General features: G+C 64.9%; 19 protein-coding genes and 1 pseudogene. 5 read left to right on the top strand and 15 right to left on the bottom strand.

What is annotated here, in order from left to right; translation table 11 throughout:
* Positions 1-60: 60 nt before the first annotated feature.
* Both AB0L58_RS29335 and AB0L58_RS29330 read right to left on the bottom strand, forming a co-directional pair.
* On the bottom strand, positions 61-1356 hold the full coding sequence (locus tag AB0L58_RS29335) for an oxygenase MpaB family protein (RefSeq protein WP_364391403.1): 1296 nt from the start codon (positions 1354-1356) through the stop codon (positions 61-63).
* Positions 1357-1409: 53 nt separating this feature from the next.
* The gene (locus AB0L58_RS29330; protein ID WP_364391400.1) at positions 1410-2561 is read right to left on the bottom strand and encodes an alpha/beta hydrolase; all 1152 of its coding nucleotides are present in this window, start codon (positions 2559-2561) and stop codon (positions 1410-1412) included.
* Positions 2562-2671: 110 nt separating this feature from the next.
* On the opposite strand from AB0L58_RS29330, the gene AB0L58_RS29325 reads away from it, so the two are divergent.
* Positions 2672-3265, top strand: coding sequence for a hypothetical protein (locus AB0L58_RS29325; RefSeq protein WP_364391398.1), 594 nt, complete (start codon positions 2672-2674; stop codon positions 3263-3265).
* The gene (locus tag AB0L58_RS29320; protein WP_364391395.1) at positions 3262-3900 is read left to right on the top strand and encodes a hypothetical protein; all 639 of its coding nucleotides are present in this window, start codon (positions 3262-3264) and stop codon (positions 3898-3900) included. The genes AB0L58_RS29325 and AB0L58_RS29320 overlap by 4 nt, the downstream gene beginning before the upstream one ends.
* 57 nt (positions 3901-3957) lie before the next feature.
* Here AB0L58_RS29320 and AB0L58_RS29315 read toward each other — a convergent pair whose 3' ends face one another.
* The 10 genes and pseudogenes from AB0L58_RS29315 to AB0L58_RS29270 all read right to left on the bottom strand — a co-directional run bounded on the left by AB0L58_RS29315 (position 3958) and on the right by AB0L58_RS29270 (position 15435).
* Positions 3958-5364, bottom strand: coding sequence for an MlaD family protein (locus tag AB0L58_RS29315; protein ID WP_364391393.1), 1407 nt, complete (start codon positions 5362-5364; stop codon positions 3958-3960).
* Positions 5361-6521, bottom strand: a complete 1161-nt coding sequence (locus AB0L58_RS29310) for an MCE family protein (RefSeq protein WP_364391390.1) — start codon at positions 6519-6521, stop codon at positions 5361-5363. The genes AB0L58_RS29315 and AB0L58_RS29310 overlap by 4 nt, the downstream gene beginning before the upstream one ends.
* Entirely contained in the window at positions 6518-7789 is a 1272-nt protein-coding gene (locus AB0L58_RS29305; protein ID WP_364391388.1) for an MCE family protein, read from the bottom strand. Before AB0L58_RS29305 ends, AB0L58_RS29310 begins: the two co-directional genes overlap by 4 nt.
* Positions 7786-8814 carry an MCE family protein gene (locus tag AB0L58_RS29300; protein ID WP_364391386.1) on the bottom strand — a complete coding sequence of 343 codons (1029 nt, stop codon included), beginning with the start codon at positions 8812-8814 and terminating at the stop codon, positions 7786-7788. Before AB0L58_RS29300 ends, AB0L58_RS29305 begins: the two co-directional genes overlap by 4 nt.
* On the bottom strand, positions 8811-9833 hold the full coding sequence (locus tag AB0L58_RS29295) for an MlaD family protein (RefSeq protein ID WP_364391384.1): 1023 nt from the start codon (positions 9831-9833) through the stop codon (positions 8811-8813). The genes AB0L58_RS29300 and AB0L58_RS29295 overlap by 4 nt, the downstream gene beginning before the upstream one ends.
* Complete coding sequence (locus tag AB0L58_RS29290; protein WP_364391382.1) at positions 9830-10993, bottom strand: MCE family protein; 1164 nt, start codon at positions 10991-10993, stop codon at positions 9830-9832. Before AB0L58_RS29290 ends, AB0L58_RS29295 begins: the two co-directional genes overlap by 4 nt.
* Before the next feature lie 15 nt (positions 10994-11008).
* Positions 11009-11857, bottom strand: a complete 849-nt coding sequence (locus AB0L58_RS29285) for an ABC transporter permease (protein WP_364391380.1) — start codon at positions 11855-11857, stop codon at positions 11009-11011.
* Entirely contained in the window at positions 11857-12684 is an 828-nt protein-coding gene (locus AB0L58_RS29280) for an ABC transporter permease (protein ID WP_364391378.1), read from the bottom strand. Before AB0L58_RS29280 ends, AB0L58_RS29285 begins: the two co-directional genes overlap by 1 nt.
* Positions 12681-13606, bottom strand: a pseudogene (locus AB0L58_RS29275) (hydroxymethylglutaryl-CoA lyase). The gene AB0L58_RS29280 and the pseudogene AB0L58_RS29275 overlap by 4 nt, the downstream one beginning before the upstream one ends.
* A 2-nt stretch (positions 13607-13608) precedes the next feature.
* Positions 13609-15435 (bottom strand): multicopper oxidase domain-containing protein, encoded by a 1827-nt coding sequence (locus tag AB0L58_RS29270; protein WP_364391530.1) that lies wholly within the window; start codon positions 15433-15435, stop codon positions 13609-13611.
* A 153-nt stretch (positions 15436-15588) separates the two neighbouring features.
* On the opposite strand from AB0L58_RS29270, the gene AB0L58_RS29265 reads away from it, so the two are divergent.
* Positions 15589-16461: a lipase gene (locus AB0L58_RS29265; protein WP_364391376.1), complete on the top strand. Its 873-nt coding sequence runs from the start codon at positions 15589-15591 to the stop codon at positions 16459-16461.
* Positions 16458-17114 (top strand): TetR/AcrR family transcriptional regulator, encoded by a 657-nt coding sequence (locus AB0L58_RS29260; RefSeq protein WP_364391374.1) that lies wholly within the window; start codon positions 16458-16460, stop codon positions 17112-17114. The genes AB0L58_RS29265 and AB0L58_RS29260 overlap by 4 nt, the downstream gene beginning before the upstream one ends.
* A 1032-nt stretch (positions 17115-18146) precedes the next feature.
* Here the strand turns inward: AB0L58_RS29260 and AB0L58_RS29255 are convergent.
* The 3 genes from AB0L58_RS29255 to AB0L58_RS29245 all read right to left on the bottom strand — a co-directional run bounded on the left by AB0L58_RS29255 (position 18147) and on the right by AB0L58_RS29245 (position 20635).
* The gene (locus AB0L58_RS29255; protein WP_364391372.1) at positions 18147-19610 is read right to left on the bottom strand and encodes a wax ester/triacylglycerol synthase family O-acyltransferase; all 1464 of its coding nucleotides are present in this window, start codon (positions 19608-19610) and stop codon (positions 18147-18149) included.
* A 24-nt stretch (positions 19611-19634) separates the two neighbouring features.
* The gene (locus AB0L58_RS29250; RefSeq protein WP_364391370.1) at positions 19635-20009 is read right to left on the bottom strand and encodes a hypothetical protein; all 375 of its coding nucleotides are present in this window, start codon (positions 20007-20009) and stop codon (positions 19635-19637) included.
* Positions 20010-20353: 344 nt separating this feature from the next.
* A complete protein-coding gene (locus AB0L58_RS29245; protein WP_364391368.1) occupies positions 20354-20635 on the bottom strand; it encodes a DUF4342 domain-containing protein in 282 nt (93 codons plus the stop codon).
* Positions 20636-21301: 666 nt separating this feature from the next.
* Between AB0L58_RS29245 and AB0L58_RS29240 the strand changes: the two genes are divergently transcribed.
* Positions 21302-22867, top strand: coding sequence for a multicopper oxidase family protein (locus AB0L58_RS29240; RefSeq protein ID WP_364391366.1), 1566 nt, complete (start codon positions 21302-21304; stop codon positions 22865-22867).
* The last annotated feature ends 36 nt before the right edge of the window (positions 22868-22903 follow it).

Raw genomic sequence — 22903 nt, 5'->3', positions numbered from 1 at the left:
TAGGTGGGGAGGCTGCCATCCCCGCCGCGCAACTGCACGCGGCGAAGGACGCGGCACCGATCAGCGCCGCAGCGCCCCGCTGGCGTCGAATTGGGCTTGCCGGCCTTGCATTTGGGCGCGGTACCAGTTCTCGCGGTGCCAGAGCATGAGCTTTTCGTGGATTCGCGCAAACGGCGGAAACAGCCGACGTGCCAGCTCCACCACGGTGATCAGCGGGAATCGTGCGATCGGAATCAGGATCCACGGAAAAGCCGGCGGCATGCGGTAGCGGCGCCGGGTCCGCGGGGCCATATACATCGCCGAATAGACGGAATTGATACGGAAGTTGTAGATCTCGCGTAAACGGGTCAATCCGCGGTGGCCGTCGCGCGGCGCGAACGCCATCGGGTAGGACTCGATGAGTTCGGCACCGTGGTGTCCGGCATCGTAGGAACGCGACGCGATAGTCATCGCCAACACCCGCAAGGAGTCGACCACTGATTCCGGATACCACCGCAGCCGAACCCCCAGCACATAGCCCATGTACTTCTGGAAATGCAGCAGGGCGCGGATCTCGGATGCAGTGGTTTGGTATCCCAGCAACCACAACCCCAGCCCTGGAGTAACGCTGCCGCCGAGAAGGGTGAGCAGTTGATAAGTCTGGCTGATGGGCAGCCCCCATTTGTCGATATCCCATTCCGGATGACCGGCGACCCTGGCGCGGACCGAAACATGCATGACCCGAACCTTCAATGCGGTTGCCCGCCCGTTCGAACCCGGTGTGAGCAGAGCTCCGGGTTGCGAGACGTCCATCCAGAAGCGGCTGGTCTCGAGGAATCGACGCAGTGCACTGTCGCCTGCATAGCCCCCGGCCAGCGACAACGGGGTCGCCACCGCTGATTCGGTGTACATTTCCAAGGTTTCGGCACCGGCGAAACTGAACAGCATGGTTCCCCACCGCCGCCAAATCGCGGCCCCCTGTTCGACGAGCTCGGGCTGGACCCAGTCGGGTACGGTCTCGAACTCCGCGAACAGCGCTTTCATCGACTCCGGAGCCTCCGGCACCGAGTCGATGCCACCTGACAATGCGGCATCGAGCATCTGCCGTCCGCGCTGAGGCCCGATCTCGCCGTGCATGACCTCCGCGACGAACCTCTCAGCGACCGGGTCACCGGCGAACAGGTCTTCACACAACGCAGCGGCCTGGCTCTCAGTGGGAAAAAGCGCACCGCCGGTGATGGTTTTAACCAGTCGTTGCAGGCGTTGAACTTTCGGCGAGCGCAGCGATTCCCAATAGCGGAATGCGCTCGGACATTTCACTGGAGGTTCGCCGCCGCCGACCTGGCCGCGGGCCGTCGACGATGCTTGCACTGACATGGTGGCTTCTCCTTGTCCACGATATGCCGAGACCGGCTGTCCGGCATCGACATTCAGTCGGTGAGGCCGCGCGCACGCAGCCAGGTCAGCAACTCGGCGATGATCTGGCTGAGGCCTTCGGGTTTATCGACGAGATAGTGGTCGAGTTCGGCGATCTCGATAATTTCGGCAGACGGGTCAGCGCTGGCCGCGTGCATCTGCCGTGATTCACTGACGAACGCGGCCTGGTCCCCGCGTAGAGCCATCACAACCGTGGGCACCTTGACACTGGTCAAATCGCTCAGCGCGTCGGCGCGGGAATGGCTGATACTCCAGGTACTCAGCCAGCTACGGGCGGTAACGAACCGCGCCAACCCACCCGCGCTCCAGTTGGCTGCGGCCGAATCGCCGTACATGCTGCCGGGTTTGCGGTCGCTGGGATCCAAGCTCACATCGACGAAGCGGGGATCGGCGACGGTGCGGTGCACCACAAATGCCCGATCCGAGCCTGCATGGATGTCGGTCTGCTCGAGTTGCTCGAGCACCCAGGCATCGATGCGGTCGATACGCCGACGCTGCGCAGCGCGATAGCGGGTGACCCATCCCGCTGACAGTGGAAGCCCACGCTCAGGCGCGTACAGGTCCAATTCGGGGTCGCTGCGATAGGGGTCGTCCTCTCGCACGACCGAGGGATCGATCCAGTTCGCCAAGACCCGCGCGCGACCAGGGTGCGCGCCGACAAGCATGATGCCATCGGCTGGCACCAGGTCCTCGAACGACACTGCGTCGCCACTGGGAGTTGCGGTGACCGTTGGGTTCTCGGCCTGGCCCTGATAGAACGACGCCAATGAGCCGCCGCCGCTGAAGCCAAGTAGCACCACCCGTTGGAAGCCGAGTTCTTCGCGCAGCCACCGGACGCCCGCGCCCAGATCCTGGGCTGCACGCTCCATCAGCAACGCGGCCTCATTGCAGGCGTAACGGGTGTTCAGCCCCATGATCGGGATGCCGGCCTCGGCGAACCCGTTCAGCAAGAAATGAGACAGGAAATTGGACGAGGGATGCGCCATCACCACCGCCAGGTCGCGCGAAAACCGTGGAGGCGTCACCAGATTGCCGTGCAACGTCGGGTAGTGGCGGCTGAGTCCGGAGTGGATTTCCACTTTCCCGTCAGCCGCTGGGCTATAGGGAATGCGCTGGAAATGCTCTTCGACGGCGCCAGACGACATCGGCCCTCCTGATCTTCTCGCTCGGCATGGATGCGATCCGCATCACACTGCCGAACCATACTATACAGTACACAAGACGGTACTCAATCGTATGGAAGTAGGCGAAGCGTATGGCCGACAACGACGCCGAGTCGATATCGCCGCCGGATCAAGCGAAGCCACCGGGGCGGTGCCCTGGTGCTGCCCGAATCGGTCTCAGCCGTCTACGCGGGGGCGGGCAGCTGACGGCACGCTCGGGATATCGCCTGGCCGCGGCGGCATTGATCGCAGCACTGGCGGCGAGCACGGTCGTGCTGGCCGTCCAGCATCGAGACGACAACCGGATACGCGCCGACCGTGCTGCTTTCTTGCAAGCCGCTCGCCAGACGGTGCTCAACTTGACTACGATCTCCGCCGACAGTGCCGATGCCGATATCGCACGAATCCTCGATGGTGCCACCGGCGGGTTCCGCGACGACTTCGCCGCGCGCTCTGTGGGGTTCACCTCGGTTGTCAAACAGGCTCATGTCTCGACCGTCGGCACCATCACCGAAGCCGGAGTGGAGTCTCTCGACGGCGATCGAGCCAAAATTCTGGTCGCGGCATCGTCCAAGGTGAGCAATTCCGCAGGCGCACAGGAGGAACCGCGCATATGGCGGCTACGACTCGTGATGCAGCGCACCGAAGGCCGTATCCTCGTCTCGAACGTGGATTTCGTCCCATGAGGCCCGATATCAACGACACCACCGCCGACCCGGACATCGAATCTTCCGCTCCGCACAGCAGCACGCCCGCCGACATCGGCGCTGTTGAGACCGTCGCAGCCATCGATCGCGCAAGCGAGCCCACTACTGACATTCCCTTGCCGCCGCCCTGGCGTAGCCCCGCCCGGCGATGGCAGGTTGCGGTGGGCACTTTGCTGGTCGGGCTGGCTGTATCGACAAGTTGGCTCGGGGTGATCTGTCGTAACGATCGCGCCCAAGCCGATGCTCGCGCCGGGGTAGCCCTAGCGGCCGCAGACGCCGCTACTGCGGTGCTGACCTACCACCCCGACACTGTCACCGACGATCTCGCCCGCGCACGGACGCATCTGTCCGGTGACTTCGCCACCTACTTCGGCAAGCTCGGCACCGATGTGGTGGTCCCGGCCGCTCGGCAGCGGCAAATGTCCTCAACCGCGACGGTCACCGCGACATCGGTGGTCTCTGCCGATACCGCTCATGCGGTGGCTCTGGTGTTCGTCAATCAGGTCACCACCGCTACCGATCAGCAACAGCCGACGGCCACATCGAGCAGTCTGCGCCTTCAACTGGACTGGATCGACGGCCGATGGCTGGTCACCAAATTGGACACCGTCTGACTGCGCCGTATTCAACCGGCCGCCCGCGTTGTGACGATGGTCGGCCAAAGAACCTTGTCATGACGGTGGTGGTGCCAGCAGCACCGACAGATCGACGGGTTTGCCCCGCCGCGACCCGGCTAATCCGGGCTCGGTATACAGCCGACCGTCGCCGCCGAGATAGCTGCCGTCGAGGGTGTCGTAGGTGGTGACGCTGGCAGCGGGGTGAGTGAGCGCGCCCGGTGCCAGCGATGCTCCTGCGGCGGGCGGCGCAGCGGCGGGAGCTGTGGCGGTCGATGGTGTCGTGTCACCGGAAGGATCGCGGCACAGTTGCACCGTGGCCGCGCGTCGGCCCGGAAATTCGATGCACGGCAGGTTACGGGCGCCGCGGACAGCGCGCGGATCATCTGGTGCCACCTTGCAATACAGGTTGGCCGGCGTCACGGGGACGTCGAGATCGGTCGGTGAGCGTCGCTGCTCGGGCGGCAGGAACCCTTCGATGCACGGCGGTGGATCGTTGAGCTGGTTGGCGAAGAAGGTGTTCTGGGCGGGATCATCGGCGTTGGGCAGCCCCGCTGACTGGGTAGCAGCCATCAGCGGCGGATACAGCACCAGGATCTGTTCGAGCGACGGATTGTAGACCGCGGCGACCTGCTCCACGGTGACCATGTTCGACAGCAGCAGCGGAAGGGTCGGACGCAGATCCTGGAACAGCGCCGAGATCTCCTGTGCGGTCGGCGCTGCTTTGTCGAGCACTCCGCGCAGATGAGGGTCGCTGTCACGCAGTTGCGCGGTCAGCGCGGCCATCGACTCCGCCCATGAGCGGATCGCGTCGCCGGTGACGGTCTGGGTGTCCAGCAACGGGCCGAGTTGATCGATCAAAGTACCGGTAGGGCCGCTGACCTCGGAGGCCGCGCGGGCGAGCTGGTGCAGTGCGTCGAGCAGTCGGCGTACCTGGGGAGCGACTCCGTTGACGGCGATGAATGCCTCATCGAGAACGGTGCGCAGATTTTCCGGACCGATCGCGGTCAATGCTGCCTGAATCTGGTCGAGTATCGGGCCCACTTCGATCGGTGTGGACCCTCGCGCGGCCACGATGACCGATCCCTCCGACAGGTATGGTCCGCCCGAACTGCGCGGTGCCAGATCGACATACTGTTCACCGACCGCGGACATGCTACGCACTGCGGCGTCCAGGTCGGCGGGAATCTTCGTCGAGGAGTCCAATGTGAGGCCGGCTCTGGCACCTGTCGCGGTATCGGTCAACGTGCTCACTCGCCCGATCGTGACGCCGCGATAGCTGACATCAGCATTGGCATAGAGACCGCCGCCCTCATGAAGATCCAGGTACACCGTGTATCGGCCGAGTCCGGCGCGTTGCGGAATCTGGGCGAACTCGACCCCAGCGATGGTAAGAGCGACCACCGCGATGACCGCGAAGATCCATAGTCTGCGAGGGAAGGGGCGTGTGGGCTTCCACCTCATCGTGGGCTCCCCGGTGTGGAAGTGGCGGGCGGGTTCAGCAACTCCGGCAGCGGCAGGGGTGCGTTCTGATGGGAGCCGGGAGCGGTATGGCCGATGATGGCTTCCAATCCGCTGAGTATCCCTTGCAGTGGGGTTCCCAGCAGCAGCGCGTTGTCCAGGGTCGACAAGGTCAGATCCAGGGTGACCTCGCCGTTGGCGTAGTCGCCGCGGACGGCGTTGGCGTAGGTGTCGATGGGGAACGGGTAGGTCAGCAGGTAGCGGGTGGATTCGGTGAGCGCCGATCCAGCGTCGGCCAGCCCGGCCAGCACCGGTTGCAGACTGCGCAGCTCAGCGCTGATGTCGGAGCTGGTGCTGGTGACGATCGTGGTGGCGGTAGCGCCCAAGGCGCCGAGGCTGGTCAAGGCATGGGTCAGGTCGGCACGGCGATCGCGGAGCAGGGTCAACGCGGGTTCCAGGCGAGCCAACGCGTCACCGATCTCGTCATGGTGGGCGGCCAACCGTGCGCTGAGCACGTCCAGCCCGGCGATGGCGGCCACGATGTCATTTCGTTGTTCATCGAGACCGTCGAGCACGGTGTGCAATTGATTCAGCAGCTGGCGTGTCGCGTCTTCGCGGCCGGACAGTGCTGCGTCGAGTTCACCGCTGATGTCGCGGATCTGGGCCAGCCCTCCCCCGCTGAGTACCAACGACACCGACGACAGTGTCTGTTCAGTGGTGGGGAAAGCACCCGCGCGAGCCAGCGGTATCTGGGACCCATCGTGCAGGGTGCCCTGCGCGGGTTCGGTAATCGGCGCAGCCAATTCGATATGGGTGCTGCCGAGCAAACTGGTCTGGCCGACCTTGGCGGTGGCGTTCTCCGGCAACCGGACACCGCCGTCGAGCGTGACGGTCACCAGAGCGTGCTGGTTGTGCAGGCTGATCGCGGCGACCGAGCCGACGGTCACGTCGTCGACCACCACCGGAGAGTTGCGGTCGATGGTAGAGACATCGGGCATTTCTATGCGCACCGAATACGACCCGGGCCCATGCCCGACTGTGCCCGGCAAGGGCAGCGAGTTGAGGCCACGCCATTGACAGCCACTGGTGGTGGCGACGACGGCGAAACCGACCAGCATCGTGCGTGCCGCTCGTCTGCCGGTCAACTGGCGCGGGCTCATCGGGGAACCTCCGGGACCAGCAGCTGTTGGAACGTCGGCGCCGCGGGCTGGGGTGTGCTGGCCCGGGCCAGGCCCGGTTCGCTGTAGACCAGTTGCCCCGGTAGCGCCCCGACCCCTCGGGATGGGTTCAGTTGCACCGGTACGGTGTTGGTGATCAACAGATTCAGCAGGGGCCCGAGGTATTGGACGCAGTGCTGTGCACCAATGTGAGCGTCAGTTTGCTCGGCCGCGGCGATCGCCGAGCAAATGAAGTTGACAGGGTTGGCGAAGTTGCTCAATGCCAGCGCCGAGACCACCGTGTTGTGAGCGGGTTGATAGATGTTTTGCAAGTTCGCCAACGCGGTGGGTGCCACGTGCAGGATCTGAGCGATCCCATCGCGTTGCTGGGCGAGGTTGGCAACGACCTGTGACAGCGTGGTTGCGGTGACCGAGAGTTTGTCGCGGTTGGCGGCGACGAAGTCGGCGACTTGTCCGAGGGCGGCGTCGAGTCGGGTGAGTGCGGTATCGAGGTCGTTGCGGTTGTCGGCCAGCAGTGCCCCGACCGACGCGAGCCGGTTGTTGATCGCCACCATCTGTTGCCCGCTCTGGGACAACGCGGTCACGAATACCTGCAGATTGGACACGATCGAGACCAGGTCACCGCGCCCCTCGGACAGGGTTTTCATCGCTGTCGACAGGCTGGCCAGCGTGTCGTGCAGACTCGCGCCCTGCCCGCGCAGGTTGGCCGCGGCCGCGTCGACAACCTGCCCGAGGGGACCCTGGGGGTCGGTGTCGGTCGGGCCCAATGCGGTTGCCAGCCGCTGGAGTTGGGCCTTGATCTGTTCCCATTCCACCGGTATCGCCGTGCGCGAAATCGGAATCGTCGCTCCGCGCGCTAAGCGGTCGCCCCCGCTGTAGGCGGGAGCGAGCTGAACGAACCGCGACGACACCAGGTTCGGCGACATGATGACCGCCTTGGCGTCGGCGGGTATCGGTCGGCCCGAGTCCAAGTGCATCCGCACGCGCACCTTGTCACCGACCGGTTCGATCGCCTCGATCCTGCCGACAGTCACGCCCATCACGCGCACGTCGTCACCGCGATAGATTCCGGTCGCAGCAGCGAATTCGGCGGTCACGGTGTAACTCGTGACGCGCGGAGCCACGGTGTAGGAAACGACGGCGAGCACGCCAAGGGCGACCAATATGGCCAGCCACCGGGTGCGCCTGCGTGATCGCGGACCGGTGTCGGTCCCAGCGGTGACTGTTCGCTGGATCGGATCGGTGTTCATCGGCCTTCCTGGGGAGCTGCCGGGGGGTTCACGAGTTGACCGAGTGCGGCTCGCACAAACGGCTCGATGAGCTGTCCGGGGATCAAATTTTGGATGTAGGAGTTGAAGAACGGCCCGCTGGCGACGGCTTCGCCGAGTTCGGTGACATAGGGCCCGAGACGTTGGATCGCGGCGGCGATGTTGTCGTTGTTGCGCTGCAACAACGACAACACATCGTTGACGTGATCCAACGTCGGGCCGAGTTGGGCTCGGTTGTCGTGGACGAGCCCGCTCAACTGGGTGGCCAACTCGGTGACATCGGCGAACAAGGTGTTCACCGCTGCCCGGCGAGCTTCGAGCTCACCCAGAACAGCGTTGGCGTCGTTGATCAAGGTGTTGAGTTGGTCGCTGCGCTGTGACAGCACGGCAGTGATGCTCGCTGCGTGTTCCAGCAGCTCACGCAATGATTGGTCGCGTTCGGCGATCGTGGCCGAGAGCCTTCCGACCCCGTCGACGGCGGCGCGTAGATCATCGGGAGTTTGCTGCAGGGTCTGTGCCAGAACCTGCATCGATCGGCTCAGCTGCGCGGTGTCGATGGCCCCGGTGGTGTCGGTGAGGTCGGTGAGAGCGTCGGTGAGGTTGTAGGGCGAATGCGTGCGGTCCAATCCGATGGTGTCCCCAGGGGACAGCGCGTTTGCACCGGCCGGCCGCAGCCGCAGATGCTTGGTGCCCAGCACTGTCGCGGTCGCGATCTGGGCGGTTGTTTCGCTGCCCAGTCGCAGTCCGGCATCGACGCTGAATTCGACCACAACCGCGGCACCGTCGATGTCGATGCTGCGTATCCGGCCGCAGTCGATGCCGGCGACCTCGACGACGTCACCGGGTTCGAGTCCGCCGCTGTCGGTGAACAGTGCACGGTAGGTACTGCGGCTGGCCACGATCGGCAGGTTGTCGATGTTGAGGCTGGTCAGCACTATGAGCGCGATCAGCACGGTGCCGAGTACGCCTGCGCGCACATAATTGCGGCCGTGGTGATGGATGGTCATTTCGGTGCACACCTTCCCGTGGTTTGCCCGAAGAGGGGGGTGGTGAAGGCGGCGCCGTCGGGACCGTTGAGTTTGATCCGGAGACCGCATAGGTAGTAGTTGAAGAAGTTGCCGTATGCGCCGAGGCGGCTCAGCGCCGCATAGGTGTCGGGCAACCGGCCGAGCACGCTGTCGAGAGTGCCGCTGCCGGCGTCGAGTTGGGTGGCCGTGCGGTCGAGTTCACCGATCGTGCCGGCCAACGCCGCACGGTCTTGTGCCAGCAGCGCGGCCACGGTCGCGGCCGAGGTGTCGATCTGTTCGAGTGCCTGTCCCCATCTGGTGCTGTCCTGGGCCAGTCCGGTGGCGATCTGTTGGATCGTGTCCAGAGCGGAGGAGAATTCGCCGTTGTGTCTGTCGATGCCGCCCAGCACGGTGTTGAGGTTGGTGATGACCGTGCCGATGAGCTGGTCGCGATCGGCGAGAGTGCTGGTCAGCGACGCGGCGTGCGCGAGCAGTGACTGCACAGTACTTCCTTGACCTTGCAGGACCGCGATCAACTCGGCAGAAAGATGGTTGATCTGGTCGGGCTCGAGCCCGCGGAACAGCGGCTGGAAGCTGCCGATGAGCAGGTCCATGTCCAGTGCCGGAGAGGTGTGGTCGAGACCGATGGTGTAGCCCGCCGGTACCGGTGCCGGATCCCCGACGCCTTCGCGCAGTTCCAGATAGCGATCGCCGACCAGATTCTGGTATCGGATGACCGCCCGTGTGGCGCGGGTGGGGCGGTAATTGTCGTCGAGATCCAGTTCCACCTGCGCTTGGTAGCCCTGCCCGATTTTCACCGCGCCGACACGGCCTACCTCGACTCCGGCGACTCGCACGAAGTCACCGGCTTCGAGTCCGGAGGCGTCGGTGAACACCGCGTGATAGCTGGTGCGGTCATCGAAGCGGAACTGACCGAACACCACCACCAATCCGGCCAACACCAGCAGCATGCACACGGTGAATACGCCGGTTTTGACGGCCACTGCCCTGGATTTCATCGCGGTGCCCTCGGTGAGGTGGACAACAACAGGTCCAGCAGCGAGCCCGGCACCAGGCGTGGCGCGCCGGTGTCATTGCTGAAGGGATTGGCTCCGATGTCGGCCACCACATAGGGGGTGGGAACCTCGGACATGGTGACTTTCGGCAACGATCCGCAGCGCGGGCCGCCGGTGGCAGCGACTACCGGCAGGCTGGCGGGATAGTCGTAGGGATCCACTCCGAAAAGCAGGCTCGAGCGCAACTTCATAGTCGCGCCGTCGCCACCGGAGACCGGTTCGGCGAGTTTGCGGGCCTCGTCGGCCCCTTGCAGGAAGCAGGTGAGCATCGGTGAGTACTCGCCGAGCAGATCGGTCGTCGGCCGTAGCAACGTCAGCGCCGAGATCAACGGCTCGCTACTGGTGGCGAGTACATCGTTGCCGGTATCGGCCATCCCGATGATCGAAAGCAGGGTGTGGTCGAGTCGGTCGCCTTCGGCGACCAGAGTTGCGGCCGGGGTGGCGGCGTTGGTGAGTGTGGCAACCAGGTCATCGGCGGCGTCGGCATAGATGGTGGTGGCGTCCGCGGTCGCGCGCAGGTCGTGATTGATCTGGGGCAGGCGCGGATTGATCTGTGCCAGTACGGTATTGGCGTCATCGATCGCTCGCCCCAGGTCAGCACCATTTCCGCGCAGAGCTGTGGCAATCGCGGATAGGGTGGTGTCGAGTTTCTCCGGTGTGACTGCGGCCAGTACCGCAGTGAGCGATTCGAATACCGAGTTGATTTCCGTCGTCACCGATGCCGCCCGAATCACGGTTCCGGCGGAGATGGCCCCGCTGGTCGTGACCGCCGGATCGGTCAGGGTGATGTACTTCTCGCCGAAAATAGTGGTCGATCTGATGTCGGCGCCCGTCGCGGCCGGAATGGAGCCGGTTTTATCGCGATCCAAGCGCACGGTGACAACCGCGCCACGATCTGGGTCCTGATGGATGGCGCTGACGCGACCGACCTCCATGCCGTGATGTTTGACCAAAGCTCCGGTGCGCAACGCCAGACCAGCGCGACCGGATTCGATGGTGATCAGATCGCCGGGCCGGAACGCGCCTCGATACGAGTGGTACGTCACGGCGACCGCCGCCGCCAGAGTCGCGACCAGCGCCAGGGCTGCGAGCTTGTTTTTCATGTTGGTCATCTCGTATCAGCCCGCCAAGTGCAGTTGGCGGGCACTTCCGTACAGTGCCAGCGAAATCATCAGGGTCACCGTGACCACGCTGATCAGCGACAGTCGCACCGCGCGTCCGGTGGCGACGCCGACTCCGGCGGGGCCGCCACTGGTGTGGAATCCGTAGTAGGTGTGGATCAGCATCACCGCCGCCGCCATCGCGATGGCTTGGGCGAACGACCACAGCACATCGTCGGGGTTGAGGAAGGTGGTGAAGTAGTGGTCATAGACGCCGGCGGATTGGCCGAGGATCACCACCGTGGTGATGCGGCTGGCGAAGAACGCGGCCACGACACCGAGGGCATACAGTGGCACCACCACGATCGCCCCGGCCAGCAGGCGGGTGCCGACCAGGTACGGCACCGCGGGGATGGCCATCGCGTCGAGCGCATCGATCTCTTCACTGATCCGCATGGCCCCCAGCTCGGCAGTCGTGCCTGCTCCGATGGTGGCCGCCAAACCGACCCCGGCGGTCACCGGTGCGACCACACGGATGTTGACGTAGGCGGACAGGAATCCGGTGAAGGCTTCTACCCCGATTCCGCCGAGTGCGTCGTAGCCCTGAATGGCCACCGTCGCACCGGCGAAAAAGGTCAGAAATCCCATGATCACCACGCTGCCGCCCACCAGCGCGAGAACACCGGAACCCAGACTGATCTCCGAGATCAGGCGCAGCGTTTCCTCGTGGTACGAGCGCGCGGCTTTGCCCACCGATCCCAGCGCCCGCAGATAGAAGACCACCTGGGCGCCGACCGCATCGACTCCCCTGCTCAATGCGGCCAGTCGCCTGCGGACCGCCCGCCCCCCATCGGTTCCCGATATCATCAGTGCCCCCCAAGGGCGAGCCCAATCGAGGTCAACACCGTATTGGCGACGAACAGCGCCACCGCGGTGAACACCACTGTCTCGTTCACCGCGTTGCCGACACTTTTGGCGCCCCCGGTGACCGACAACCCACGATGGCACGCCACCAATCCGGCGATCATGCCCGACACGGCGGCCTTGAACTCCGAGAGCGCCAGCTCCCCCAACCCGACCAGTAGCGTGACACTGGAGGCATACGAGCCGGGCGAGACGTCTTGCAGATAGACCGAGAAGAAAAAGCCTCCGATCAATCCGATTGTGCACACGGCACCGTTGAGCAGGATCGCGACCACTGTCGAGGCCAGAACCCGTGGCAGCACCAGCCGGTGTATCGGGTCGATGCCGAGTACCTCGATCGCCGCGACTTCCTCCCGGATCACGCGCGACCCGATATCGGCGGCAATGGCCGTGGCCCCGGCTCCGGCCACCACCAACACCGTCACCAACGGCCCGATCTGGGTGACCGCTCCCAGCCCCGCACCCGCACCGGCCAGATCACTGGCACCGATCTCGCCCAACAGCGAATTGAGGGTGAACACGACCAGCACCGTGAACGGGATCGACATCATCACCGTCGGTAACAGTGACACGCGCGCCAGGAACCATAATTGTTCGATGAACTCCGACCAGGGAAAGCGTCTGCGAGCCAACGCACGCGCGGTATCCACGGCCAGCAGATAGAACTGTCCGACCGAACTGATCGCGGTACTCGCCGCGGTGGTTAGCTTTGCGACACCGGTGTGCACGGTGTCCGGTACGGCGCGGAGAGGACCGCGAGCGGTGGTCATCGGCTTTCCACCTGTTGCCGTGCGCGGTCTCGGCGGCCACGTTCGGCGTCGAGCAGGTTGCTGGTGCCGGTTCTGTTGACGGCGCGTTGAGCCAGCTCGGCCGCGGTCAGCACCGCGGGCAAGTTCACCCCGGAGGCGACGCCGCATCCGTCGAGCAGGTAGAGCAGTTCCTCGGTGGCGATATTGCCGCTGGCTCCCGGCGCGAACGGGCACCCGCCCAGTCCACCCACCGATGCGTCCAGCCGAGTCACACCGGCGAGCAATGCCGCGTACGCGCAGGCCAGTCCGGTGCCCGAGGTGTTGTGGAAGTGGGCACCGAGCGCGATGGGGCCGATCACCGCCCGGACCTGATCGACGAGATCCAGCACCCGTGCCGGAGTGGCGGTTCCGATGGTGTCGGCCAGGGAAATAGCGTCGGCGCCGGTATCGACCGCGCGGTCGGCGAACTCGACCACCCGCTGCGGTGCGACCGGTCCGTCGAACGGGCAATCCCACGCGGTGGCGATGATGACTTCCAGCCGACCTCCGGCACTGTGCACCACTTGGGCGATATCGCTGATGCGGGCGGCGGCTTCGGCGCTCGATCGACCGACATTGGCGTGGCTGTGCCCATCGGCGGCCGAGACCACGTACTCCTCTCCAGGCCCGCGGCCACCGCGCGGCGAGCCCCGGTGAGACTGGCGACCAAGGCCGAGAAGGTGAGTTTCGGCCAGCGATACAGTTGGGCGGCCAGTTGTTCGGCGTCGGCGTGCGCGGGCACCCGCGACGCCGATACGAACGCGGTCACCTCGACCTCGCGTACACCGGTCATCGAGATGGCTTGCAGCAACCGCAGTTTGGCTTCCAGCGGTATCGGCGATTCGTTCTGCAGTCCGTCGCGCATCGCGACTTCCCTGATCTCCACCCGCTGGGGCACCGGCATTCTCATCCTCGCACCATCCGATATCGCAGCATCATGTCGTGGTCTTCGTGATCGAGCAGGTGGCAGTGCCATACATAGCCCTGCAGGTCGGTCCCCGGCGGCGAACCATGCGCGGGATGCACCACCGGGTCCGGGTTCACAGATTGGTGCGACACGGGAGCGTGGGGGTGTGGTGTAAGGCGAGGGAAGGGCGCGTCCGGATCGAACCCGAGCTCCTCGCCGGTCGGGAAGCGGACGATGATGCGGGTCACGGTGCCGCCGTCGACGCGCACGATGTCCTTCCAGCCGGACTCCCATGGTGCCGGTGGTTGCTCCGGGCCGGCGAGAAAGTCCTCGGCCGACGGCGTCCATTTCACACCGACCGGTGGCTGCGGATGGGCCAGTTGGAAGTCCACCGTGCGCAACGGGGTGCGGCCCAGGATCCGAAAGGTCACCAGGTGCAGGTGAATCGGGTGGGGATCGGGGGTGATGTTGATGATGTTCCACTGCTCGACGGTGCCCTGGCGTGGCATCTCGATTTCCGGACTGGCGTAGGTGATGTTGTTCAGCGACATGATCGCCGGAGGATCGCGCAACTCATACGGTTGACTGACCGTCACGTTACGAATCACGGTCGGTGTCTCCAGCGGCGGCAGCACCGAGGGCTGGCGCGGCGCTCCACGTAATCGCTCGGGAATCGGTCCGGTGAAGCCATCGGCGTCGAGCACACGAAATCGGCAGAACACCGGCATCGCTACCTCACCGAGGATGGCCGCCTGGAAAACCGGCTGCTCGTCGTTGCACAGCTCGACGGATTCATCCGGGGCGAGGACGGCGAAATCGACCAGCAGATCGACCCGTTCCCCTGGCGCCAACCGCAGATTCTGTACGGCTACCGGCGCGTTCAACAGTCCGTGCTCGGTTCCGATCACCCAGAACCGCATCCCGTTGCTGAAGTACAGATTCCAGGTACTGAACGAGGCGGCGTTCAGTGTCCGGAACCGATAGAGCCCACGTTTGACCGGCATCTGCGGCCAGATCTTGCCGTTGACAACACCGATGTCGCCGACCGCCCCGCCCTCCCAGCCGCCTTGCGGCACGATCAGCGTGGACCGGATGCTCTGGTGTCCGTCGGAGGTGAACAACTTCTCCTGCAGCACCAGCGGAATCTCGAACTCAGCGGCGGGCAGCCCGGCGGGATTATCGGGTTCACCGGTATCGAAGGCGTCGCGCAGCAACAGCATCCCGGCCAAGCCCGCATAGACGTTCGCGCGGGTGATGCCCATCGCGTGATCGTGATACCACAGGTGGCCGGCGTCCTGCCGCAGTGGGAACCGATGAACAATTCTCTGTCCGGGAAACACCAATTGCTCGGGATGACCGTCACTCTCGGGTGGAGTCACACCGCCGTGCAGATGCAATGAGCTCGGGGGCGTGCTCCGGTATTTCTCCTCGACACCGTGCAACGTCGTGTCGATGTCGGCGGCGAACGGATGTGTGCCGAGGCGATTGACGAAGGTCGCGGTCAACGGCTGACCGGCCCGATGCTCGATCACCGGTCCGAGGTAGGACATGCCGTTGTATCCGAATGCGGGCGATTCGGGTAGATCGCGATGGAAACGGTGAATGGTGGTCGAGGCGGTCAGTTCGATTTCACTGCCATGCAGGATCGGCAGCCGGGGCAATTCGTCGACGAACCGTTCGACCTTTGGGGAGTGGAACAACAACGGACTGTCCTCCCCCGGCGGCAGCGGATCGGCGGCAACGAGCGGAGTCCGCGACAACGTCGCGCCCAGCACACCAGCGGTAGCTCCGTGTAGGAGGTGCCGTCGTCGAATCGGTCGGTCCATCCTCATGCCCTTCTCCGGTGGCCTCATCGCACACCCATGGCGGGACCATACCATCTAGTACAGTGAACGGTACTGAAAAGTAATGGTTGATCCGCGGTTCGTGGTCCGGGAGTGCATGTCGCGTCGGCCAGCCGCCCACCAGGAAGGAAACCGGTGACACCTCGACCGCGAATCAAGGCCCCGGCGGCGGTGGCGATGATCGCGCTGGTTTGTCTGGCAACCTCGCAACCCAGCGCGAGCGCCCAAGCCCCCGCGACAACGCCGTGCCAGCGCCCTGTCGTTCTGGTGCACGACATCGGACGCGATCAGAGCGAGTTCGACAATCTGTCGGCGGCACTACACGAAAACGGCTGGTGCCCCTTCACCTTCAGCTATGGCGCCACGGCGACGACAGCGCTGCTCAGCACCGCGGCGGGCCTGGTCGCCCTCGAAGAGGCAGCGGCGGAACTCGACCGATTCGTGGCCTCGCTGCCCGACTCCGCGAGCACGCCACCAGCATTCGTCGCTCATGGCTCCGGTTCCCTTGTGACGCAGTACTTCACGCAGCATTTTCCGCGGGGCCGAGCTCTGCAACAGCTCGTCACGATCGGACCGATGTGGAACGGGACCAACATCGCCGAACTCGGCACCCTCGAGCAGCTCAGTCGCAACGCGGGGACCTACGATGCCGTACTCGCGCTCGAGTCGCCGGTGCTGGACCCCTTCTGCGCAGGATGCCGGCAGCTCATTGCCGGTTCCACGTTCCTGAGGACGCTGCATCGCGACGGGGTACCGACACCTGGGGTCTCTTACACCAACATCATTTCGATGTCCGACGCACTGGTATCACCGCCGCTCTCAGCAGAGGTCCCGGGAATGCGTTCGGTAGTCCTGCAGGAGTTCGAACCGAGCAATAAAAGCGATCACTTTCACCTACCTGACGACCCCGCCGTACAACAGCTCACCCGCGCCGCACTCGGCGCACCCGACCCGCTGACCTACCATCAGAAGGTGAGTACCGCCGACGACACACCTACGGGCCGATGACAACCGACCTACCTCCCAACGGTGCCCCCCAGCCCGTCAGCGGTGATCAACACCATGGTCACGTCCAGCAGCGGTCGAAGAAGGCACAAAGTCAACGCCGCGCCAGCGGGCGCACGCCGCGGCTCTCATACGACGACTGGGTCGATGGCGCATTGGCCTTACTTGCCCGCGAAGGCGTCAACGCGATACGGATCCCGCGACTGTGCGAGGAACTCAGCGTCACCAAAGGTAGTTTCTACTGGCATTTCAACGACATCGAACAACTCCGCGAAGCGATGGCCGACCGCTGGACCACCGTACAGAGCGAAACCATTCGTGCCCTCGGCACCATTGATTCGATTCCCGTCGAACAACGAATCGAAAATATGACCGCCATCCTCGTCGACGCAAAAACCTGGGTCGTCGAAACAACCGTCCGCGAATGGGCCCGCAGCGATCCCCAAGTGGCGGCCGCGGTCACCGCCCTCGAGCAGCGGATCTTCGAAATCGTGAACAAAACCATGATCGACCTCGGCTTCGACAAGACACAGGCGCGTATTCGCGCCGGTGCGATGGTCTACCTCGGCATCGGTCTGATCCACGGTCGCGAAAACCTGCCCACCCCGACACCCGCAGAGGCCAAAGCCGTGATCGAACTCCTCACCAGGCCATGACCTGACGCGTTGCCGAGTCATGTGGGAACTGCGACAGCGACGGTTGCCCGAATTCATAGCGACACGCTGATTGTCCGCGCCGGACCGAGCGGCAGAGATTCATCACCTCGAGCACCGCGCGGGCCCAAATCCATTTCCAGCCTCGGTGGGCCTAGCACGAATCTGCGTCACCCGGAGTGTCCCCGGTTTCGTTCGATACGGGGTCATGCCGGTGGCCGACGCTGCGCGAGGGCCATGTCCACCGCATCGGTGACCAGCCCGGCATGCATGTGGTCGGACCGCCCACCCCACCACCCCACGATCGAACAGGTCGATGACGGTGGCTCGGATCATCCCAGCGGATGCCGTGGAGAACGGAGTGCACGAATCGATATCGGTCCGTCACCGGAGCCGCCAGCCGAGCAGCGCCTGCCCTCGAGCTCGGGCACGACGAAGCAAACGCCCATCCCGCAGCAAACCGATCGGTGCCTGAAAGGCTCGCCCCGTCAAGTTGCGAACTTTCCGGCAACTCCGTAGCTCGAAGGGCCCGGCATGCACGGCTCGCACAGGGTCGAAGTGGGTGACGAGTCAAGGGCGGGCTACTAGCACGGATGACCAACCTCGTGGTCGAGTCCGCCAGCCCTCAAACTAGCCCCATCGAAGCGTCGACATTGGTCTCAGGAGTGGATCTACGAGACCACCGACGGTCTACTCGGCCAGCGCCTGCTCTTCGGAAACCCGACATTGCTACCTGCGGCAACCAGACCGGAACCGTCACGCCACCGCTATTTGCCGATGACCAGCAGTTTTCGGTGTTGCAGGAGGTTGGCGTACTGGTCGATACCCTCTCCGGACACCAGTGCTAACCCCACGGGGGTGGCACCAATGATTGCGAGTTGTTGTTGGTGCTGGTAGCGGACTTCTAGATCCAGTGCCTGATACGGTCAGCACGGCGCGGATGTCACCGAGCGCGTCGATCAACTCTGAAGGGCGGCAACCGCGCGTGCCGCGCCGGCCCGAGGGCGAACATCAGCAAAGAGACGCCGAGATCGGTCACCGTGGTGACCGACGCGGCGTAGCCGGCGCGTCAGGCGACGGTACCGACTCCGTGGCGCCGGCCCGACCGCCTGTCTCAGACCCCAGGACCGATGGCGCGAGGTCGTCGAGGGCATTGCGCACTCCGCGGGCGAACACCTCCACGTCCGGGCAGCTGTCCTGGTCAGCGGCGGCAGTGAGGTTGAGCTGGCCGGCGTACGACAGGGCGGCGACGACGAGTGTCAGGTTGCCCATGGGCGGCAGTACTGGGAACACCTCCAGCAGCGGCGCGCCGGCGAGATACAGCCGCGTCGGCGGGCCCCGGACGTTGCTCACGACCAGGTTCACTGACCGCTGCCGCGGAAAAAGCCGGTACCAGATGCGCTGGCCGGCAACGAATCTGAAGATCCCGCTGCCCGCTTCGGGGCGGGCCTTGTCCTTCCGTGTGCTTGTCTCTGCGGCGATCAACGTGAGCCGGCGCAGCGGGTCCGGCTCACCGACCGGCAGCGGCACCATCATCCATCCGGGCGTGTTGCCCTGCGCTTCCCCGGGCCGCGCTTCGTGGTGGGAGATGGTCACCATAGCGCGCTGGACGAGCCCTTGGACATCCTCGCCGCGGCTTGCCAGCAGCTGGCGCAGGCCGCCGGCAACCGCGGTCAGCACCACGTCGTTGACCGTGGCGTGATGGCCATGGGCGAGGTGTTTGATGGGGTCGATGCGGCCGCGGACGATGGCCAGTCGGCGCTCTGGGCCTACGGGGTGGTTGAGACTGGTTCGTGGGGCAGGCTTTTCGGCGAGCACCTCCCGCCAGGCCGGCAACGTGCGGCGCGCCAGGCGCAGTGTTCTGCTCGGATGGACAAGGCCCGACCACCCGAGTCCTAATTCCTGTCGGCGGCGTCGCAGGTTGTCGCGGAGCAGTTCACCGGTGGACGGGGTGGGTGTCGGCGTCCACGGCGGTGCACCCTCGACGGGCGCGTCGGCGGTCCGGTCGAGCAGCGCCCCGAAGGCGGCCATCGCGGCGGGGCCGTCCGCGAGGACGTGATGCAGCTTCAAGAACGTGCCGACCCGTCGGTCCGGCAGGCCGGGCAGCAGCCACAGCTCCCACAACGGCCGGGCGGGATCGAACGGTCGCCGGGCCAGCTGCTGGCATGTCTGCAGCAACTGGTCCTGGTCGCCGGGCGCGGCAAGCGCTTGGACGTGGATGTGTGCAGCGAGGTCGAAGGAGGGCGCGTCGATCCACAGCGGCCAGCCCAGCCCGAGACGAGGCCGGTACAGCAGCTGTCTGAAGCGAGGCACCAATTGCATTCTCGGCTCGAGGTGTCGCCGGACCGCGTCGAGTCGGACGCTGCCGTTCTCGTCGAGCAGGCTTGTGCCGTCGAGGATGGCGAGCCCGCCGATGTCGGTGGACCAGCCGTAGTCGTCCCAGAGCAGCAGGAACAGGTCCGAAGCGGTCACCCGTTCCAGCAGACGGGTCTCGGCCATGACCTCACGTCCCTTCCTGGTGGCCTAGACAGCCGCCGCGGTTCCGAGGCCTTGGAGGAACGAGTAAACGGCGATTCCTCCGGCATGCTTGTATGCGAGTTCCCTCAGCTCCTGAGAGACCTCGCCGAAGGCGGTCATGCGGTGGTCATACGCGTACTTCTCGAAGAGAATCGCCCGCGCGTCCATGATGTGTGTGTTGTGCTCGATCAGCCCTTGTCCACCCGGGTACGCCTCGTGGACCTCGCACTCGGTTCCGTCCTCGCTGATGAACCAGTCGTAGCGAAGGGTCTGCGTGTCCTTCTCTCGCGTCAGCCGCATGATCTCGGCGGCTTGAGCCTTGAACCCTTCCAGTTGGCCTGGGCGGATCTTCAGGTGTGCGTGCAGTTCCAGATGTCCCATGACTCCTCCCGTCATTGACTTCGGGTGCGGTTGTTCTGACCACGGGTGGCGAGACCGTTGCCGTCCGTTCGAGTCCCCGCAGGAACGAAGAGACGGCCGGCGGTGCCCCATTCGCTCCTCGACGGGGTTGAGGAAGTTCTCCAAGATCTCACGGTCGAGGGTCGCGTGCTGGTCGGACGCGTAGTCGGGGTCGGCACTAGCCCAGTGTTGCCCGACAGCACGAGCAAGACCGGGTGTGTCCCAACAACACCCAATCATCGGCGAACGCCTCGTCCTCCTCGATGTAGCTGACCGGTGGGCGATATCCGAGAAGACGCCAGTGGCGCGTGGCACGCCCGCATTACCTACAACGGCACGGTCACGCCTGCGTCTGTCGATTCGGGAATCTCTCGCTCGACTTCGATCGAGTAGTCCGCGGCGAGCGCGGCGAGCGCTCCGATGGCGGCCACGGTGGGCGCGAGGAGGAAGCCGACCACGCCGACCGTCACGGGGACCTCCATCACAGTCTTGCCCTCGGAGTCCTCGATGACGATCCGACGAACGTTGCCTTCGTGGACAAGTTCCTTGACCCTCTCCACGAGGTGGGCGCCCTTCACGTCGATCTTCTCTGTCGCTTGCTGTGTCATTCCGTTCACCGCCTCCGCTGTGCTGTCGGGCAGACCACATCATCGCCGTCCCTGCGGCTCAGCCTCGATATCCGGCTCATGGCCGGCCCCCCTTTTCTTCACATCGTCGTCTTCGAGACCGCCTCGTGGCAGGGCCGAAGGTCCACCCCGCACCGGGCCGACCGGCCCGACTGCCGGGGTCGATTCGCCACCTGTTGATCGGTACCGCGCCGACCATCGACCTCTGGCACCACCATGAGCCGAGTGACCCGGACGCTCGGACGAGCCAACAGTGGTGGGCCATCGCCCGCGTCGCCGACCACGACTCAAACGAGGCCCGGCCCACCCGAATACGACGTGGCCCGCTTGGATATCGGGCGGCCACCTCGGTGCCCCTGCACTCTTCGACGCACTGGACCTACTGGAAGCGGACCTCGCCACTGTCGCAGTGGCCGTGCTCGACGTCGCCGATGATTCGTCTATTTTGAGTAACCCCAACCGGCGACGACAAACTCATCGGCAAGGGCGATCATGGCCCGCGATGTGCGCGAACCGTTATCGGGCGCCGAATGTGTCTACTATGACGGCTAGTGGATCGATTCGGTGGAGGAGTACCCGCCGTAGTCTCGCCGGTTCTGCTGCCGATCAGGCGGGTGCGGGTATCGAAAGCCAAGGGACAGGAGAACCATGTCGTCGAGGCAGTACCCCTTCTCCGCACCGATGAGTCGGCGCGGATTCCTCGCCGTTGGTACCGGTGCCGCCGCGGCCGTCGCGTTGGCGGCGTGCTCGAATACAACGAAGACTTCGCGCACGGCCGTGATGCCGGACTCCGAGGCTGTCGCCGCCGCCGAGAGCGAGCGCCGGGCTGTGAACGCGGCTGTTCGTGAGGTCGCGTTCAGCGTCGAGCCATCGACCGTCGATATCGGTGGGGTGCAGGTGCAGACCTGGACCTATGGCGGAAAGCTGCCCGGACGGGAGATCCGCTTGGCCCGCGGCGAGGTGCTGCGCGCCGATGTCACAAACGGACTGCCCGCACCATCGACGATCCACTGGCACGGGGTCGCGTTGCGCAACGATATGGATGGCGTACCCGATATCAACCAGCCCTCGATCGCGCCCGCGTCGACCTTCCGGTACGAATTCACCGTGCCCGATGCCGGGACCTACTGGTTCCATCCGCATGTAGGTGTTCAGCTGGACCGCGGACTGTACGCGCCGCTGATCATCGAGGATCCCGCCGACGGCAACGACTACGACGTGGAAGCCGTGATCGTGCTCGACGACTGGCTCGACGGCGTCGACGGCCGCGACCCCGACAAGCAACTCCAGCAGCTACGCGACGCGGGCATGTCCGGCATGAGCATGGGCGGCATGAACCAGAGCGGCATGAATGGCGGCATGAATATGGGTGGCTCGTCGACGATGTCGATGCCGACCGACCCGAACGCACCACTGGGCACCGATACCGGTGATGTGAAGTACCCGTACTACCTCATCAACGGGCGACTCGGCACCGACCCGGTCACCTTGGCCGGCAAACCAGGCCAGCGGATGCGTCTGCGCATCATCAACGCGGGAGCCGATACTCCGTTTCGGGTCGCCGTCGGCGGCCATCGGATGCGAGTCACCCACAGCGACGGATACCCCGTGCAGCCCGTCACCGCGAGCAGCCTGCTCATCGGCATGGGTGAGCGCTACGACGTCATCATTGATCTCGCCGACGGTGTCTTCCCGCTCATCGCCGCCGCCGAAGGCAAGACCGGACAGGGTTTCGCGCTGATCCGCACCGGCGGCGGCGCTCCCCCACCGCCCGACGTCCGCCCGGTCGAACTGGGCACCCCGCCGCTCACCGAAGATCGGCTCACCGCAATCGAATCCGTACGGCTGGCCAAACGCACCCCGGACCGCACACTCGATCTCGTCCTCGGTGCAGACAAGACCCGCTACATCTGGACCATCAACGGAAAGACCTTCGACGATCGCGAACCCTTGGACGTGACCGAAGGCCAGCGTGTACGACTGCGATTCGTCAACCAGACCATGATGTTCCACCCCATGCACCTACACGGCCACACCTTTGAAGTCGTCACCCTCGCAGGCACCGGCCCGCGCAAGGACACCTCGATCGTGGCGCCCATGCAAACCCTCGAGGTGAACGTCGACGCGAACAACCCCGGCCAGTGGATGGTGCACTGCCACAACGCGTACCACGGCGAAGCGGGCATGATGAACGTGTTCTCCTACGTGCACTGATCCAAGAATCATTGCGCGCCCCTGCCCATTCGGGAG

Source organism: Nocardia sp. NPDC052112, assembly GCF_040680135.1.
Taxonomy (GTDB): domain Bacteria; phylum Actinomycetota; class Actinomycetes; order Mycobacteriales; family Mycobacteriaceae; genus Nocardia.
Note: the sequence above shows the minus strand (reverse complement) of the source record. Positions and strands in the feature narration are given on the sequence as shown.

What these genes read in the sequence shown, in the direction of transcription:
- AB0L58_RS29335 (WP_364391403.1), bottom strand. Translation starts at nt 1,356, where the DNA reads ATGTCAGTGCAAGCATCGTCGACGGCCCGCGGCCAGGTCGGCGGCGGC.
- AB0L58_RS29320 (WP_364391395.1), top strand. Translation starts at nt 3,262, where the DNA reads ATGAGGCCCGATATCAACGACACCACCGCCGACCCGGACATCGAATCT.
- AB0L58_RS29250 (WP_364391370.1), bottom strand. Translation starts at nt 20,009, where the DNA reads ATGGGACATCTGGAACTGCACGCACACCTGAAGATCCGCCCAGGCCAA.
- AB0L58_RS29270 (WP_364391530.1), bottom strand. Translation starts at nt 15,435, where the DNA reads ATGGACCGACCGATTCGACGACGGCACCTCCTACACGGAGCTACCGCT.
- AB0L58_RS29290 (WP_364391382.1), bottom strand. Translation starts at nt 10,993, where the DNA reads ATGAAAAACAAGCTCGCAGCCCTGGCGCTGGTCGCGACTCTGGCGGCG.
- AB0L58_RS29305 (WP_364391388.1), bottom strand. Translation starts at nt 7,789, where the DNA reads ATGAACACCGATCCGATCCAGCGAACAGTCACCGCTGGGACCGACACC.
- AB0L58_RS29315 (WP_364391393.1), bottom strand. Translation starts at nt 5,364, where the DNA reads ATGAGGTGGAAGCCCACACGCCCCTTCCCTCGCAGACTATGGATCTTC.
- AB0L58_RS29260 (WP_364391374.1), top strand. Translation starts at nt 16,458, where the DNA reads ATGACAACCGACCTACCTCCCAACGGTGCCCCCCAGCCCGTCAGCGGT.
- AB0L58_RS29300 (WP_364391386.1), bottom strand. Translation starts at nt 8,814, where the DNA reads ATGACCATCCATCACCACGGCCGCAATTATGTGCGCGCAGGCGTACTC.
- AB0L58_RS29310 (WP_364391390.1), bottom strand. Translation starts at nt 6,521, where the DNA reads ATGAGCCCGCGCCAGTTGACCGGCAGACGAGCGGCACGCACGATGCTG.
- AB0L58_RS29285 (WP_364391380.1), bottom strand. Translation starts at nt 11,857, where the DNA reads ATGATATCGGGAACCGATGGGGGGCGGGCGGTCCGCAGGCGACTGGCC.
- AB0L58_RS29255 (WP_364391372.1), bottom strand. Translation starts at nt 19,610, where the DNA reads ATGGCCGAGACCCGTCTGCTGGAACGGGTGACCGCTTCGGACCTGTTC.
- AB0L58_RS29280 (WP_364391378.1), bottom strand. Translation starts at nt 12,684, where the DNA reads ATGACCACCGCTCGCGGTCCTCTCCGCGCCGTACCGGACACCGTGCAC.
- AB0L58_RS29330 (WP_364391400.1), bottom strand. Translation starts at nt 2,561, where the DNA reads ATGTCGTCTGGCGCCGTCGAAGAGCATTTCCAGCGCATTCCCTATAGC.
- AB0L58_RS29295 (WP_364391384.1), bottom strand. Translation starts at nt 9,833, where the DNA reads ATGAAATCCAGGGCAGTGGCCGTCAAAACCGGCGTATTCACCGTGTGC.
- AB0L58_RS29325 (WP_364391398.1), top strand. Translation starts at nt 2,672, where the DNA reads ATGGCCGACAACGACGCCGAGTCGATATCGCCGCCGGATCAAGCGAAG.
- AB0L58_RS29240 (WP_364391366.1), top strand. Translation starts at nt 21,302, where the DNA reads ATGTCGTCGAGGCAGTACCCCTTCTCCGCACCGATGAGTCGGCGCGGA.
- AB0L58_RS29245 (WP_364391368.1), bottom strand. Translation starts at nt 20,635, where the DNA reads ATGACACAGCAAGCGACAGAGAAGATCGACGTGAAGGGCGCCCACCTC.